This window comes from Mesorhizobium sp. M0590, from assembly GCF_040320905.1.
Lineage (GTDB): Bacteria > Pseudomonadota > Alphaproteobacteria > Rhizobiales > Rhizobiaceae > Mesorhizobium.
In genome coordinates, this window is the sequence record NZ_JAMYQN010000009.1 from 235,755 (window position 1) to 250,679 (window position 14,925).

16 protein-coding genes are annotated in these 14,925 nt (G+C 60.6%); 1 reads left to right on the forward strand and 15 read right to left on the reverse strand.

From position 1 onward, the window contains the following. Positions 1–147 precede the first annotated feature (147 nt). The 11 genes from NKI52_RS17430 to NKI52_RS17480 form a co-directional block, all read right to left on the reverse strand. The gene (locus NKI52_RS17430; protein ID WP_352645748.1) at positions 148–1,437 is read right to left on the reverse strand and encodes an ABC transporter substrate-binding protein; all 1,290 of its coding nucleotides are present in this window, start codon (positions 1,435–1,437) and stop codon (positions 148–150) included. Between the two features lie 28 nt (positions 1,438–1,465). Next, complete coding sequence (locus NKI52_RS17435) at positions 1,466–2,302, reverse strand: carbohydrate ABC transporter permease (protein WP_352569920.1); 837 nt, start codon at positions 2,300–2,302, stop codon at positions 1,466–1,468. Further along, the gene (locus tag NKI52_RS17440; RefSeq protein ID WP_352698753.1) at positions 2,292–3,239 is read right to left on the reverse strand and encodes a carbohydrate ABC transporter permease; all 948 of its coding nucleotides are present in this window, start codon (positions 3,237–3,239) and stop codon (positions 2,292–2,294) included. Before NKI52_RS17440 ends, NKI52_RS17435 begins: the two co-directional genes overlap by 11 nt. A 24-nt stretch (positions 3,240–3,263) precedes the next feature. Beyond that, positions 3,264–4,127 (reverse strand): TauD/TfdA dioxygenase family protein, encoded by an 864-nt coding sequence (locus NKI52_RS17445; protein WP_352569922.1) that lies wholly within the window; start codon positions 4,125–4,127, stop codon positions 3,264–3,266. Positions 4,128–4,238: 111 nt separating this feature from the next. After that, the gene (locus NKI52_RS17450) at positions 4,239–4,901 is read right to left on the reverse strand and encodes a TetR/AcrR family transcriptional regulator (RefSeq protein WP_352698755.1); all 663 of its coding nucleotides are present in this window, start codon (positions 4,899–4,901) and stop codon (positions 4,239–4,241) included. Between the two features lie 38 nt (positions 4,902–4,939). Beyond that, on the reverse strand, positions 4,940–5,332 hold the full coding sequence (locus NKI52_RS17455; protein ID WP_352698757.1) for a DUF982 domain-containing protein: 393 nt from the start codon (positions 5,330–5,332) through the stop codon (positions 4,940–4,942). 8 nt (positions 5,333–5,340) lie between these two features. Then, positions 5,341–5,586: a DUF982 domain-containing protein gene (locus NKI52_RS17460; RefSeq protein WP_352496211.1), complete on the reverse strand. Its 246-nt coding sequence runs from the start codon at positions 5,584–5,586 to the stop codon at positions 5,341–5,343. Positions 5,587–5,594: 8 nt separating this feature from the next. After that, entirely contained in the window at positions 5,595–5,840 is a 246-nt protein-coding gene (locus NKI52_RS17465) for a DUF982 domain-containing protein (RefSeq protein ID WP_352503356.1), read from the reverse strand. A 234-nt stretch (positions 5,841–6,074) separates the two neighbouring features. Continuing rightward, on the reverse strand, positions 6,075–6,317 hold the full coding sequence (locus NKI52_RS17470; protein ID WP_352503357.1) for a DUF982 domain-containing protein: 243 nt from the start codon (positions 6,315–6,317) through the stop codon (positions 6,075–6,077). 878 nt (positions 6,318–7,195) lie between these two features. Continuing rightward, positions 7,196–7,924, reverse strand: coding sequence for a hypothetical protein (locus NKI52_RS17475; protein ID WP_352698760.1), 729 nt, complete (start codon positions 7,922–7,924; stop codon positions 7,196–7,198). Between the two features lie 40 nt (positions 7,925–7,964). Then, positions 7,965–9,134: a coiled-coil domain-containing protein gene (locus NKI52_RS17480; protein WP_352698798.1), complete on the reverse strand. Its 1,170-nt coding sequence runs from the start codon at positions 9,132–9,134 to the stop codon at positions 7,965–7,967. Between NKI52_RS17480 and NKI52_RS17485 the strand changes: the two genes are divergently transcribed. Continuing rightward, a complete protein-coding gene (locus tag NKI52_RS17485) occupies positions 9,053–9,931 on the forward strand; it encodes a glutathione S-transferase family protein (protein ID WP_352698762.1) in 879 nt (292 codons plus the stop codon). The genes NKI52_RS17480 and NKI52_RS17485 overlap by 82 nt on opposite strands. A gap of 9 nt (positions 9,932–9,940) precedes the next feature. On the opposite strand, the gene NKI52_RS17490 is transcribed toward NKI52_RS17485, so the two are convergent. From NKI52_RS17490 to NKI52_RS17505, 4 genes are all read right to left on the reverse strand, one after another. Continuing rightward, on the reverse strand, positions 9,941–10,798 hold the full coding sequence (locus NKI52_RS17490) for a protein-L-isoaspartate O-methyltransferase family protein (RefSeq protein ID WP_352645731.1): 858 nt from the start codon (positions 10,796–10,798) through the stop codon (positions 9,941–9,943). A 333-nt stretch (positions 10,799–11,131) separates the two neighbouring features. Then, positions 11,132–12,253 (reverse strand): LacI family DNA-binding transcriptional regulator, encoded by a 1,122-nt coding sequence (locus NKI52_RS17495; protein ID WP_352645729.1) that lies wholly within the window; start codon positions 12,251–12,253, stop codon positions 11,132–11,134. Between the two features lie 78 nt (positions 12,254–12,331). Beyond that, complete coding sequence (locus NKI52_RS17500) at positions 12,332–13,861, reverse strand: amino acid ABC transporter permease/ATP-binding protein (RefSeq protein WP_352698764.1); 1,530 nt, start codon at positions 13,859–13,861, stop codon at positions 12,332–12,334. A gap of 76 nt (positions 13,862–13,937) precedes the next feature. After that, positions 13,938–14,774 carry an ABC transporter substrate-binding protein gene (locus NKI52_RS17505; protein WP_023679271.1) on the reverse strand — a complete coding sequence of 279 codons (837 nt, stop codon included), beginning with the start codon at positions 14,772–14,774 and terminating at the stop codon, positions 13,938–13,940. Positions 14,775–14,925 lie beyond the last annotated feature (151 nt).

Here is a 14,925-nt window from a genome sequence, read left to right on the forward strand (position 1 = left end):
CGCACTGCCAGGCAGTCCTGAGCTCGCGCGATCGAATTCAGGTCCATAGAACATCGCCTCACCCGACGACCACTTTACGACCGTGCTGATCCTCGCCGGTTGGTCGCCTGGCAAGTACCAGGCGACTTGGCGACGTGGCCCGTACGATTACGCTGGCATCAGCGGCTTGACGCGATCGACAATGGCGGCGACCGCTTCCTTCGGGCTCTTGCGACCGAGGACTGCGAGCTGAACCTCCTCGAGAAACGTCGACTGAGCGCGAGCGGCTTCGGGAAAAGCCGGGAAGGCCGGTCGCGCTTTGGCGAGCGCGGCAGCCTCGACCTTCGCCTGCGGCAGCGACCCGGCGAACGACGGCTCGGCATAGGTCGAGGTGCGGACGGGGCCATTGCCGTTGCGCGCCATGTCGAGTGTGGCGGCCTTGCTCGCTACGAAGCGGATGTAGCTCCAGGAGAGCTTCTTGTCCGTCGAATTGGCGGGAATGGCCATCGCCCAGGATTCGACGACCGGATGCATTTCGTGACCGCTGCCGAGGGTTTTGGAGCCGGGGAACTCGATCGCCTTGATCTTTCCCGGTGCGGTCGACTGTTCCTTGTTGTTGAGCTGCGCGTAGCGGGCGAAAGGCAGCACCGCGAAGGCAGCGCGCCCCTGCTGCATCCACGTCACCATGTCGTCGTTGCGCGTTGTGGCATAGCTGCGGGGCAGCGCGCCGGCCTTGAAGAGGTCGGCAAGCACGGACAGGCCTTTTTCCATCGCCTCCGGATCGGGGACCACCTTGAACTGCTTGTCGATGAAATCGCCGCCGAAGGCGCGGGCGAACATGACCGGGAAGACGGCGAGGTCACTCGCAAGGATCATGCCGACGACGGGCGTGCCGGACCTGGAGGTGAAGGTCAGCTTCTTCGCCTGCTCGACCAGCTCCTCCAGCGTGTTCGGTGGCGCCGAAATGCCGGCCTCCTGAAGCAGCTCCTCGTTGTAGAAAAGCCCCTGCGTAGCATGGCGCACCGGAACGCCGACGAGCTTGCCGCCGACGGTCATCGACTGGCGCAGGCCCTCGGCGATATCGTCGAAATCCTCGATCGGCTCGGCTTTCCGGAGATCGTCTAGCGGCTCGAACAGCGAGGCGATCTGCGACGTCATGCGGTTGTCGATGACATAGCCGACGTTGAAATCGGTCTCGCTCAGGCTCGCCTCCCGGAATAGCCGGTCCTGGAGCGGATTGCTGTCGAGCGTGGTCCAGGATATCTGGGCATTGTTCTTGTCCTCCCAGGGCTTGATGACATTGCCGGCGGCGCCGGTCGTCAGGTTGGCTTGGTGGACGCGATGGCAAAGCACGTTCAGCGTCTTTACCTGAGCATGGGCCAACCGGCCAAATGCGCCCGTCGCGCCGGCGGCCATCGCGGTCGTCAGCAGGGCTCTGCGTGTCATGTGCAAAGGCATTGTCTTCCTCCCTTTCTCGGTGACGTCGTCACCCCTTGGTCGCGCCGGCGGTCAACCCGGCGACAAGAAACCGGTTCATCAGGACCACGAAGACGAGAACCGGCAGCAATTGGACGGTAGAGGCCGCAAAGAGCACGCCCCAGTCGACGCCATCGATCGAGCTGATCATCTCAGAAAGGACCAAAGGCGCAGTCTTGGCGTGGTTGGCGGTGAAGATATAGGCGAACAGAAACTCGTTCCACGCGAAGACGACGACGAAGACGGCGACGGCGAGCATGCCGGGCGCTACGAGCGGCAAGATGATCTTCACAAGGATCGTCAGCGGCCGCGCGCCGTCGAGGACAGCCGCCTCGTCGAGTTCGCGCGGCACCTGGTCAATGAACGTGCGCATCAGGAGCGTGCCGAGCGAGACGAAGAAGGTCGCGTAGAGCAGGATCAGCACCAGATGGGTGTCGTTGAGCCCGAGCCGATTGACGACCGGGAACAGGGGCAGCGTCACGACGATCGGCGGGATCAGCCGCGATCCGATCAGAAACATCACCGATCCCTCCAGGAAACGGACGCCTCGATAGCGCGAGTAGGCGAAACCAGCGAGCAAACTTGCCATGACGGCAAGCGCCGTTGCCCCGGTGGTGATGATCAGGCTGTTGACGAGCCCGTCGAAAAAGGCCGGCCAGCGCTGCCATAACGAGGCGTAGTGCTCGAAGGTCGGTTCGAAGAAGAGCTCTGGTGGAACCGCGAAAATCTCGCGACCGGGTTTGAACGACGAGAGCACGATGAAACCGATCGGAAACAGCGACCAGACGACGATTGCCGCAACAGCGAGCGTCTTTCCGGCACCGATGGCGAGACGCTTAGAACGCATTGGCCACGGATTCCTTGCGCAGCCGCCATACATAGCCAGTCGCAAGCAGCAGCGAGATGACGACCATCATCCACGCCGTCGCGGCCGCCGTGCCGAACGAGTTGTAGCGGAAGCCTTCCTGATAGAGATAAACGGAAACGACCTCGGTCGTGCGCGCCGGGCCGCCCTGGGTCAGGAGCCAGACCTCGGAAAAGAGGCGGAAGGCGAAGATGTAGCGGAAGAGCAGCGCGATCAGGATCGCTGGCGCCAGAAGCGGTAGCGTGATGTTGCGGAAGAGCTGGAACGCGTTGGCCCCGTCGGTGCGCCCAGCCTCGTAGAGCTCCTTCGGAACCGCGAGCCGTGCCGCATAGAGAATGATGAATGTGAATGGCAGGTGCAGCCAGATTGTCAGCAGGCCGACGAGGATGAGGCCATGGGAAGGGATGAACGTCCAGTCGAGCGTCGGCAGCCCGGTGTATCGCAGCATCAGCGTGATCGGCCCGACGTCTGGATCGAACAGGAAGCGCCACATTGCGACCGCCGTCACCTCGCTGATGGCGTAGGGAGCGAGCACCACGACGAGCATGACGCGCTGGAGGGGAAGACCGGAAGCGAAAAGCAGGGCCAGGCCAAGGCCGAGCAGCAGTTCGATATGAACGGCAACGGCGACGACGAGGACCGTGTTCCAGACCGAACCCCAAAAATAGGGATCGGTGAGGACGCGGATATAGTTATCTAACCCAACGAAGGTTGCCGATTGGCCGAATGACGAGGCTTCGAAACTCAGCCACAGGACGAAGATCGCGGGGAGCACGATGATCCCAAGCACCAGGAGGTGCACGGGCGTCGCATAGAGGTAGGCAGGCGAAAACGCGAAGCGCCGCTTCTTGGTCTCGCCAGCCGCTTCAGCCGGCCCTTCCCCCCTATGGCCGACGGACGCCACGGAACCAAATGCCATTGCTCCTCCCTGAGCGGTTGCGCGTCAGCCGTCCCTGGCGGCAAGTGGAACGGTGCCCTCCACCGTTGTTCTGTACATCACCCGGCGATATCCGGGATAATCGTTGATGGCGGTGTGCAGGACATGGGGATTGTTCCACATACCGAGCGTCTTCGGTTCCCAACGCAGCCTGCAGTTGAACTCGGGCCGGACAGCCCGCGCCATCAGGAAGTCGATCATCGGCTTGCTTTCTTCCTCTGTCATCCCCTTGAAATTGGTCATCACGCTGCTGACGAAGACATAGCGCCGGCCTGTCTCGGGGTGGCGACAGATCACAGGATGCTCGACGACGGCATTCTCGATCGCCTCGACATCGGCCTTGACGCCGAGCCGGCTGTGGGCCGCGTTGATGGCGAAGACCCCGCGGCCGCTATGAACGCCCGTCAGCCCTTGCAGGATCTCGACCAGCCGCGGCGAAAGCGAGTCATATGCCTTCTCGAGGCTGGAGAAGCAGGTGTCGCCGCCAACCGGCGGCACCTCTTCACCGTAGAGGATCGTAATGCCTGGCGGCTTTGGTAGCCAGGCGAGGTCCATGTGCCAGTCCTCGCCGATCACCTTGCCCGTGTCGTCCGGCTCGCGCACGAAGCGCACGATATCGTCGAAGCCGTCGATCGGCGTGTGCACCGGATTGCCGCTAAATGGCCCGAACCGGCGCGCGACCTTGTGGACGCCAGCGGCGTCAAGCTCCTGATCGCGCACGGCGAGCGCATGATACTGGTAGAGCGCGCGGCGAACGTCTTCGAAAGCATCCTCGCTCGCGCCCGCCAGATCGATCCCGCGGATTTCTGCACCGAGCGCTCCAGTGAAGGGGCTGACCTCGAAACGGGTGAATTCGTCATCGCGTAGCACGTGATCCTCCCTTGTACGCGCCTCGTCGCCGCCACGGGCTGACTTACCTGTAAGTAAGTAACCCGGAGGCTAACATCTGTCAACTCGCCCTCGCTTTGATCCACTGGATGTCTAGCCTCGGCGCGAGCCCTTCCCCGCATCCTGCCAAGCGGCGCGGATGATCGCGGCGAGCGCTGCGAAAGTCCTGGCGACCTCGTCGAAGCTTCCGGTGTCCTGCGTCATCGGTGGACAGGACAGAAGGGTAATGCGCAGCATGTGCACGAGCTCGTCGCTGAGTGTGTCGGAGGAAAGCTCTCCGTCCTTCACCGCCTGGTCCACCGCATGACGCAGGCTCTGATCATAGACCCGGTTGACGCGCTCCAGGGCACGTTCCGCTGGTTCGCCGAGAACCGGGAGGTCGTGGCGAAGGCGCGAAAGCGGGCTCCACATATTGCGGGCTCCCTTCTCAGCGTTGAAACGTTCGTAGAAGCGGCGCAGATCCTCGAGCTGCATATCGAGACGGTCGAAGAACCGGATATCGGGGGTCGTCCAGAAGCGCTTGATGCGGGCCTCGGCGTTGGCGGCGAAGTCCGCGATCAATTCCTCCATCAGCTGACGCTTGTTGCCGAAGTGATGATGGATGTTGGCGCGCGTCGTGCCGATTGCCGTCGCTATATCGCCGAAGCTGAAACCATCGTGGCCGCGCAGGACATAGAACTCGGCCGCGACCTCTTTGATTCTGCTGCGGGTAGAGTGCGCCTCATCGCCGGGAGATCCTGAAGTGTTGGCTCTCATATCCCTTCCGAAATTCATGCCGCTCGCCATCGCGACAATCAGCATACGAAACGTGCTGCAACCGTCCGCCGGCCGGCACAGACGCGATCAGCGTTGCTACACCATACAATGTCGTGGGATGTACCCGTCGTACATGGATCTTCTTCTACGCTCAGGTGGGAACTAATTTGCGCCAGTTCGCGACATTCAACGTTTCGCACGAACATCCCCTCCTCCTTAGCAGCAGCCCCGAAGGCCTTACGGGCCTCCTCCGGGGTCGCCCGATCCTCGACGGCGTCGATGCATAGTTGCACAGCCTTCCTCCACTTAGGTCCCATCTTGATCCACTTCAGGAGTTCCTCGGCGGCACCCTCGACATTGTTACACCCGTAGGTGACCCCAGGTCGGTCGGTCTTGACGTACACCGGAGGGGAGAACCAATGGGTTGCCACGACACCTCCTACTCAGGGGAGAGATACATCTTGGCCTCCTTTGCGGCAGCCTCAAAGGCCTTTCGCACCACCTGAGGGTCAATCGAATCGCCCTCCAGATCTGACAGGCACAGCGTCACCGCCTTATGCCAGCAGGGTCCTCTCCGGGTCCACGTTTTGAGCTGCTCAAGGGCTGCCCTCGCATTGTTGCAGCCATGCCTGACACCGGTTTCAGTCTTCACGAACACCGGAGGGACGAACCAATGGGTTGCCATGATACCTCCTAGTCAGGGGAGAGATACACGTTGGCCTCCTTGGCAGCCGCCTCGAAGGCTTCACGGACCTCTTGGGGGGAGGATTTGCCCTCGAATGCATCGACGCAGGATTGGACAGCCTTGGTCCACTTCGGGCCCTTTGTGTCCCACCCCATGAGCTCCTCGGCGGCTCCCTCGACGTGGCTGACCCCATTGCGAATGCCCGGACGTTTCGTCTTCACGTAGACCGGTGGAGAGAACCAGAGAGGACCCATAAGGGGGAACTTAGAGCGGCAAGAGCCCGCCGACCAACCCCGCTTTAGCCGCAGCTAAGGGAACGATGTAGGCCCTCGCGGGTTTAGAGGTGGCAGCGGGATTCTTCGTGGATGTGCAGCCGCTGTGGGGGGGGTCCGTCGCCTCTCCCTCACTGGCGGCGGGCTCCTTTCGCGCGAAGGCGGTGTTGGTAATAGACACCTAGAAGCTTATACCGCATCCAATTTAGCTAGTTCTCATTGGGGGAGTAATGTCCCCTCCTCTTTTGCAGCAGCCAGAAATGCCTTACGGGCCTCCTCAGGTTCCATCTCGTCGAATATCACGGCCATGCAAACGCGCACAGCGAGGTCCCAGCAAGGGCCACGCTTGGTCCACTTCATCAGCTCCTCGCCGGCTTTCTCGGCGTTGTTGACGTTGCGGATGATCCCGGGACGCTCGGTCTTGACCGGGACAGGAGGGTTGAACCAGTGGAGAGCCATACGTCACTCTTTGTCGGCCCTATCAAGTTCCTCCAGCAAATACCTTTGCTCAGCCGGCAGCTCCCGTTCTACAGGCAGATTTAGCAGGTTGCGAAGGTAATTGCGGATTACCTCTGAGGTGATCCAGTGCCGCACAACTTTGGCAATAACCTTCTGTTTGGCTTTATCGATTTCAACCACATTCGGGCCTACATCTTAAAAGGACCGAACTGCACCTCGAGCGGATTTGTTCCTTAAGGGGGCCAGAATGTTTGATACAAAAATCTGGGCGGGTGATCGGATAACTGGCTCGCGCGAGGCCCCCCGCGCGCCCTTCGTTTCCCACTGGCGAGGCCCTAACAATCCCCGTCAGAGAAGTTGGAACCCAACATCGTGAGCCTGAGCCAGAAGTTACGCAGCCAGCAGCCGTTCTGCATCTATTGTGCCGGATCGGCTCGCGGCGTCGACATCGACCACGTGCCGCCACGGGTCTGTTCGATGGCAAGTGGCGACCGAAGGGCGGGAAGTGACTACCTGCAAGGCATGCCATGAAGGGACGCGCGAGATGGACGATGTCGCGGCGTTCGCAAGCCGTTCCTGCCCAACCCGACGACTGGGGGACAGCATGGTTGTCATTGGTCATGACGATCACCTGGGCGGTGCGCCAAGAGGGCTTGGGCACGGGAGGCGCACCGTCTAGGGACAAAGGCTGCCGATGCTTCGTCAGGATTGTTCCGATATCAGCGAGTCCGCTTCTTGATAGGTCTTGCGACCAGTACGCCCGCGCGCGGGGCCACAGGTCGAGGCTAGGAACTCACACTCGCGGGCACTGGTTGATCACCGAGCCAACACGAGCGACCTCGGCTAAGCGCCGTGTGTCCCTCTTACAGGCTTGGCTGCTATATTATTGCAGTGACCCTGCCCGACGCATCGAGGCGACAACTGACTTGCGCCTGCCGGACTTCGATGCCACCTTGTCTAGCGTAGTCTATTCGCACCTCGATCGGCGCCGTGAGTGCGCCTTGACGTTGACGCAAGGCACCTGCGCTTACCGCGTGGACACGGACGGCGCCAAGCGGCGTCGCAGCGGACACGATCGCCGCGCGGCAGGCACGCACCACTGCGGCTGGCGTACCGGTTTTCGCTTTCAGCGGTGCCAGAAACTCAGCGGGATAGCCCTTGGTGACCCGCTCGGAACCACCGTCACCAGGTTTAGAGGGCAGGAGGACGGGTGGCAGGACGATCGATTGCCTGGCGGTCTTGGCAGAGGCAGTGGCTGTGGTGGCTGCGGCCGGACTACCGGGAGCGGTAACCGATTCGTTTTCGGCGGCTGGATCGTCGCCCACACCGACATCCGTCGAAATCCCTCCGCTTGTATCACCTACAGTGCCGCTGGCACTAACGCTTGCGTCGACTGAGCCGTCATCTGCGCCGACCGAAGCTCCAACGCTTGCTCCGCCTACACCGTCGACGCTCGTGCCCACCCCCACAGATACGCCTTGCGAACCGGCGCTCACTCCAGCACCGACCCCGGCACCGCCAACATTGCCGCCTATACCTGCATCAAGAGCCGAGGCAGGCCCGATTGCGATCCCGATCGTCAACGCGGCTGCGACGTATTTTTTCATTATCATACTCCCCTGCGGCATACATTTCGCTCACTATTCTTCACTGGCCTAGGTCGAGCTTTTTCGGTGGTCGCGTTGGGAGCAATGCGGCGGGAAGAGCGATGGTTGACAGCAGAACAGGTTGCGGTGACTTTTGGACCTTCACTTTCTGTTTTTCCGGCAAGCCCGGTTTGCGGACTGGTTGGGCGCCCGAACGCGATAACCTACTTGCAAGTGCACTCGCGGGGGTACGTGCTTTCGGCGCGCGCTCCACAGCTGCAGTGCGACGCTTGCCCTTGACAATATCAATTGCCTCACGCGCGGCACTGAGGCTGCGGGCTAGACCGATAGCCCTTTCACGCTCTTGGTCCAGCGCCGCACTCAATTCTATCGAGTTCTGCTTTAAAGCATCGCGTTCCATGCGAACGATGGCGAGGCCTCGTACAGCTGAATCTGCTCGTTCGCGTCCCAGTTCGAGTGCTTCTCGAGCTTGCTTTACAGCGGCCTCGGCCACCTGTCGGTCCCTTATGGCGTTGGCCTGCTCGACGGCTGCCAGATTTGCGCCTGTCTTAAGAGCATCGATCGTTTGGCGAGCCGTAGTAAGTTCTTGTTCCAAGAGCTCAACCTTGTGCCGCTCGTCATCAAGCGCTCGCTTGGCAGCAAGCTGAGAGACTTCCATAGAGGGGTGCGCTCCAAGCGTGGCAGCCTTCTCGCTGTTCCAGAGACTGGCTTCGGCCCTGTAGCTTTCGATAACGCGCTGCGCCGTCTCCAGATCGAGCGCGAGCGCTTCGTCTGTTCGCTGCTGCTCTTTTAGGGCTTGTGCTTGCTGAGCCACCGTGTCTGCCAGTACGTGTGCCTGGGCGCTTAGGTCACGTGCGCCGCGCTGCATAACGTCTAGCTCCGCTCGTGCTGCGGCCAATTCGCGGCGCAAACCCTCCTCATGCTCGCCGAGCGGCGTTTGCGCGCCCTCCTTGGGTGCCTGTGTTTCGCTGAGCACCAGCTCTCCAGATATATAGGATCCGAGCGCGCTCGGTTGCGGCTTGCCCGGTTGTTTGTCGACCTCGGTGTGTTCCGAAACCACGACCGACGAGCTGTCGTTAGCTGCGGCAACAGCTGACGCTTCGGGCGCCAACTGACTATTTGCCGGAGATGCCGACAGCAGAACAAGGCATAACGGAACGAGGGATAGCATGGCGCTACACCCCCTGCCGCGTATCTGCAGATGATTCATCACTGAACCTCACCGACCGCGGCCCTCACCGCTATTGTATTCTCCACTTACGCGCGCGGCGCTGGATCAATGCTGGTGAAGCACCCTCGGCAACGCCAAGGCACCGAATAAGGCGTAAAGCCTGCCTCCTATTTCCTTACTTGTCATCATTCGAACGAACGGAACTTTCGTTCATTTACTCTGGGGGTTGTCTGAAACCCCGAAAGGCTGCCCTGCTCAAAACGGCTCTGTCTGGTCACTCCAGAGCCTCCAAGATACTGGAGGTCACGCTCTGGAGGAGGACGAGCCCCATCAATCGCAACGAGGATGTGTTTGCGATCAATCCGCTTAGCAAAGTGCCCGTTCTCGTTCTCAATGACGGTTATACGATCTTCGATTCGAGCGTAATCTGCGGCTATCTCGACGATCTCGAAAGCAGTCGTCGGCTCATCCCCGAAAGAGGGCGAGCAAAATGGTCCGCCTTGCGCCTCCAGGCGCTCGCCGGCGGCATGTGCGACGCAGGCATTTCCATCCGCTGGGAAAACGAGCGCCGCCCTGAACATCTGCGTTACCCTGCCTTGGGCGCAGGCATGACGATGAAGCTCATCGAATCCTACAATTTCGTGGAACGCGCGGTCGAATTCGACGCGCCGCTCCATGTCGGCCACATCGCGCTCGCCACTTGTCTAAGCTGGCTGGAGTTCCGGGGACTGCCGGACTTCTTGCAGGGAAGGCCGCGACTGACACAATGGTATAGATCCTTCGTGGAACGCCCTTCAATGCGTGCCACACCCTACGGCGGCGACACGCGAGATTGACATCGATCTCTAGGCTTTCGAAATCCAATATGCGTCGGCAACTAGCCAAGCGTTCTCGAGGCGATTTGCTGGTCGTCCTCGATGGTATTGCGCGAGACCAGTGACCTTGCCTCGCGCAGCCTTTAGAGCGGCCATCAACGCCTTTTCTTCGTCACTGCGCCTAGCTCCGCTGCAGGGGTAAAACCCGCATGGCATAAGTGATCTTACAGGAAACGCACAGCCAGCCCTTTCCAGAAGCATCATGAAGCCTCGTTGGTCTTCACCTGTGAACGGCAGCGCCATCCGACCCTTGTCGGACAAATTTGAAAGCCACCGTTCCGGCACGTGCGTCACTCCGGCAAAGGCGGCCACGACATCGAGGTTTGGCAGATCGACTGCCTGCGTTGCATCACCGGATATCACTTCTACATGGGCATAATGAGCAAGATTGCTTTGCGCTCGCCGGGCCAGTTCTTCGTCGATCTCATATGCAATCACGCGCCCTTCAGAACCCGTCAGTTCAGCGAGGATGGCGGTGAAATAGCCGACACCAGCACCCACCTGAAGGACAGTCTGGCCGGCGGCGACGTTCAGATGGTCGAAAACCAATGCCCAAAGCGACGGCAACCCGCTGTTTAATCCGCGCTTTTCGTCAAGCGAGACCAGAACGTCGTGGTAAATCTCGTGAAGTGCGGCTGAAGGGCTGGTATGGACCGCCCCGATTTGCAATCTCGAATGGATACGCCAAGGCCCGTTGCCAAGGTACTGTTCGCGCGGAACCTTTGCGAAGGCCTCGATGACTGCAGGGTTGTGCAAGACAGGCGATGAGACACGCAGGTCTTCGGCAAACCACCGGCGCGGTTCACTAACATCGGTTCTTGTTGGCATGGAATATATCGGCTCCCGGATTGTGCGTACTCTGTGATGCTCTCAGAAAACCGAACGGCGGCAAGGGTCGCTGTCCTCACATCGCGGGGCGATGCCCGCTGTCAGTTTGCCTTCGACCGCTGCTTTGCCGAGCGCCCTGCCCTCTCCGTCCCTCGACCCGCCCGGCTGCTGGCGTTCGCAGTGTAAACCGAAAATGGCGCGTCGGTTCCAGGTGAGCGATTTCAAACTAACTTGTCGATGTTTTCCAGAATGAAGCACGACCGTTTTGGGTCAACGCAACCACAGCTTGAAATGTCAGGGACGCACCTGCTGCGGGACCTCGGATGATCCAACCTACGATTGGCCATGCACGGCAATGGAATTTCGTTCCACGATCTGGGCTGCCAGGACACGATGCTCGAAGGGTAACGTGGCCTCCGCCAACCTCTTCAACAGAAGCTCCGCTGCCGCCGCCCCGATCAAATGCGCCGGCTGGGCGATGGCTGTGATACCCTGGGCCACGAACTGCATCCAATCGAGATCGTCGAAGCAAAGCAGCGAAACGTCTCCTGGAATCGCAAGCTTTAGTGCGGAAGTCGCCTCCAGAACGCCTGTCGACATCACACCATCGGCGGTAAATAGAGCGGACGGCGTATTGCGCATTGTCAGCAGATCGAGCGCCTCCTTGCGAGCTGCCTCGCTAGAATAGACCGCTACGCGGCGGATCAACCGCAGATCCGGGTCGATACCTGCGGCACGATGGGCTTCGAGATAACCCAACAATCGTTGCCAGCTTGGATGATGGTAGCGAACATCGAAGCTGGAGAGATCAACGTTCGCCACAAAGGAGCCAACATCATCGCGGTGGCCCGGCCCGAGTTCCGCCAGTATTCCGATGCGGCTGTGTCCGGCGGCGATCATGGCCGCGATGCTGTTACGCGTTACAGAAACGTTGTCGACCACGACTGAATCGGTTTCCAGGCCCGCCACTATGCGGTCGAACTGCACGACGGGGCAGCGGGCCGCGACTGCTTCACGAAGATGATCCGGCTCGTCCACGAAGGTCGATGAGACGATCAACCCATCGACCTGCTTTTCCAGCAGCAACTGCACCGCCTCTCGCTCGAGGTCGGCATTTTCGTCACTATTCGTAACGATAACCCCGAAGCCGCCACCGCGCGCGACATCCCCTATTCCGCGCAGCACGCTGGCGTAGAATGGGCTTTCGATGTCGCCAACCACAACTCCGATAGTCTGCGTCTTACCGGTGATCAGGCCTTTGGCCAGGCGATTGGGGCGATAGCCCAGCGCAGCTGCGGCGGCGCGCACCTTCTCCTGAACCTCGGAGCTGCTGTAGCCGTAGCCACCAAGGACACGCCCGGCGGTGGCGGAACTCACCCCGGCCCGGCGAGCGACCTCTATGATAGTTGCGTTTTTCGACGATCTTTGAGTCACTCGGCAAACCCCGCCGCCCATGCGCGCGACCTAGCGGCAGTTAAGCCCGCCCCGCAAGGCCGAACACCGCAACACCCGCCGTTGCGCACACCATTGCAATCACAGCACCTCTGACAGAAAGCGCCGAAGACGCGGGCTTTGCGGATTGTCGAATAGATCCTCTGGTCGGCCTGCCTCGACTATCCGCCCCTCGTCCATGAATACGACCTGGTTCGCGACCTTGCGAGCGAAGTTCATCTCGTGCGTAACGACCACCATCGTCATCCCGCCCCGCCCGAGATCGGCCATCAAGTTCAGGACACCTTTGACCAATTCCGGATCGAGGGCACTGGTGACTTCGTCGAACAGCATGATTTCGGGTTCGAGGGCCAGGGCGCGCGCGATAGCCACCCGCTGCTGTTGCCCGCCCGAGAGATTGGCCGGCCGATGGTCTTTGCGCTCCAGCAGTCCGACTTCATGCAGCCTCGCTAAGGCCGCCCCCTCAGCCTCCTCGCGCGACATGCGTTTTACTTTGCGCAGCGCCAGGGTGATGTTGGCGAGGGCGCTGCGGTCGGGAAACAGATTGAACTGCTGGAAAACCATGCCGACGCGCCGGCGGAGTTGGTCAGGGGTCTGTTTGTAGATGCTTTCGCGATCGAGCAGAATGTCACCGGCTCGACACTCTACGAGGCGGTTGAGGCAACGCAGCAAGGTCGACTTGCCCGAGCCGGACGGACCGACGAGGCAGGTGACGGTCCCGGGCTCGACCTTCAGACTGACGTCATGGAGCACCTGGACGGCGCCGTAGGCCATGTCGATGTTCTTGACCTCGATGCCGCCGCCCTTGAAGCGGGTGGGCGCCGCTGCGGGCAATTTCGCTGCGCCCGGCACGCCGGCTTCGGCAAGCTCGGCGACTTCCTTGAGGCCGCTCTGCACAGCGGTGATACGTTTGCCGACGCGCATGCGCGCGTCGATGTAATTGACGAGGTGGGTCAGCGGCACCGTGATCACGAGATAGAACACGCCGGCCAGCAACAGCGGCGACAGGTTGCCGGTCAGCACGGCCTGGTCCTGGCCAACGCGGAACAGTTCGCGTTCGGAGGCGAGCAGACCAAGGAAATAGACCAGGCTGGAGTCTTTGACGTTGCCAATGAACTGGTTGACCAGTGCGGGCAGGACGCGGCGGATGCCTTGCGGGATCACCACCAGGCGCATGCCTTGGCCATACGTCATACCGAGAGTGCGGGTGGCGTCGATCTGACCACGCTCGACGCTCTGGATGCCGGCGCGGAAAATCTCTCCGATATAGGCGCCGGCGATCAGGCTGAGCGCCAGAATGCCCAGCGGATAAGGCGACGGACCGAACAGATCTCGGCCCAACCGCGCGAAGCCTTGGCCAATGATCAGGATCGTGACAATAGCAGGAAGCCCGCGGAAGATATCGGTGTAGACCCGCGCAAGGAGTTTCAGCGGCCGGTTCTCTGAAATCCCCATGACTGCGAGGACGATACCGATCAGCGTCCCGAAAAACGTCGAGGCAAGGGCCAGGATCAAAGTGTTCTTGAGGCCGACCATCACCATGTTTGGCAGAACTTCTGCCATCGCCTGGAAATCAAGGAAGCTGCGGGCGAAGGTATCGAACCAGCTCATATCAAGTCCATCTATGACTCGGCCGGGCACCGTTGCTCACGGGCCCGGCCGGAAACGAAAATGAATACGCGCGAATTTACTTCTTGGGCAGATATTGATCCGGCATCGGAGTGCCCGGGAACCACTTCTCATGCAGCCGTTTCCAGGTGCCATCGTCCATGGCCTCGCGCAGCGCCTTGTTGAGCGCCTCGCGGAAGGCATCGTTGCCTTTCTTGACCACGAACCCGGCTGGCGCATCGAAGGACGGCACATTCATTGTTATCTTCAGGTTCTTGTAGCGCTCCACATACTGCTTGGCCGACTCATAGTCAGTGAAATGGCCGTCGATCGTCCCGTTATTCAGCGCCGCCACCGCAGTGTTGTTGTCGGGGAATTTGACAATGTCGCCCTTCAGATTCTTCTCGGCATAGATTTCCTGCAGCGTTCCCTGGATCACGCCGATGCGCTTTCCGGCGGTGCTCTCATTGCTCGTCAGTGCCGGATCAGCCGAAATGATCGACAGGTAGCCGGCGAGATAGCCGTCGCCAAAATCCACGGTCTTCTTGCGCTCCGCGGTCGTGCCGATGGCGGCGACAGCGACGTCGAACCGGCCGTTGGCAACCGACGGCAGCAGCGCCGAGAATTCCTGGCCGGTGAAAACGACCTGTTCCTCCTTGAACCCGAGCCGGCGCGCCACATCGCGGAAGAGTTCAGCGTCGAAGCCAGTGAAGTTACCGTTGGCGTCGGTGAAGACATAGGGTTTCGCATCGCCCATGGTTCCGACGCTGATCACCGTCGGGTCGATGAGGTTGTAGGGGTTGTCGGCCGCGTTTGCCTGCGTTGACGAGGCCAACGTGCCAAGTCCTGTCAACAGCGCGATCGTCAGCGCCAGACCGGATTTCACAAGTTGGCGCCTGCTCGAATTCGTGTGCATGTCTTCTCCTCTTACGATTGGCCGAACTCGGCCCTGCGATCCCACTCGACGTCTCATCCATCAAAACGCTCTTAGGTGGCGTTTTGGCCAGATAGGTGAGAACGTTATCATTTCCTCTAGCATTGTCCATTTCTCGCGTCAATTGTTTCGG

Bases quoted from the DNA above. Each gene is read 5' to 3' on its own strand.
- NKI52_RS17430 (WP_352645748.1), bottom strand. From the start codon at position 1,437: ATGCCTTTGCACATGACACGCAGAGCCCTGCTGACGACCGCGATGGCC.
- NKI52_RS17465 (WP_352503356.1), bottom strand. From the start codon at position 5,840: ATGGGTCCTCTCTGGTTCTCTCCACCGGTCTACGTGAAGACGAAACGT.
- NKI52_RS17485 (WP_352698762.1), top strand. From the start codon at position 9,053: ATGCCGACAGCAGAACAAGGCATAACGGAACGAGGGATAGCATGGCGC.
- NKI52_RS17505 (WP_023679271.1), bottom strand. From the start codon at position 14,774: ATGCACACGAATTCGAGCAGGCGCCAACTTGTGAAATCCGGTCTGGCG.
- NKI52_RS17435 (WP_352569920.1), bottom strand. From the start codon at position 2,302: ATGCGTTCTAAGCGTCTCGCCATCGGTGCCGGAAAGACGCTCGCTGTT.
- NKI52_RS17440 (WP_352698753.1), bottom strand. From the start codon at position 3,239: ATGGCATTTGGTTCCGTGGCGTCCGTCGGCCATAGGGGGGAAGGGCCG.
- NKI52_RS17500 (WP_352698764.1), bottom strand. From the start codon at position 13,861: ATGAGCTGGTTCGATACCTTCGCCCGCAGCTTCCTTGATTTCCAGGCG.
- NKI52_RS17495 (WP_352645729.1), bottom strand. From the start codon at position 12,253: ATGGGCGGCGGGGTTTGCCGAGTGACTCAAAGATCGTCGAAAAACGCA.
- NKI52_RS17470 (WP_352503357.1), bottom strand. From the start codon at position 6,317: ATGGCTCTCCACTGGTTCAACCCTCCTGTCCCGGTCAAGACCGAGCGT.
- NKI52_RS17460 (WP_352496211.1), bottom strand. From the start codon at position 5,586: ATGGCAACCCATTGGTTCGTCCCTCCGGTGTTCGTGAAGACTGAAACC.
- NKI52_RS17480 (WP_352698798.1), bottom strand. From the start codon at position 9,134: ATGAATCATCTGCAGATACGCGGCAGGGGGTGTAGCGCCATGCTATCC.
- NKI52_RS17475 (WP_352698760.1), bottom strand. From the start codon at position 7,924: ATGAAAAAATACGTCGCAGCCGCGTTGACGATCGGGATCGCAATCGGG.
- NKI52_RS17450 (WP_352698755.1), bottom strand. From the start codon at position 4,901: ATGAGAGCCAACACTTCAGGATCTCCCGGCGATGAGGCGCACTCTACC.
- NKI52_RS17490 (WP_352645731.1), bottom strand. From the start codon at position 10,798: ATGCCAACAAGAACCGATGTTAGTGAACCGCGCCGGTGGTTTGCCGAA.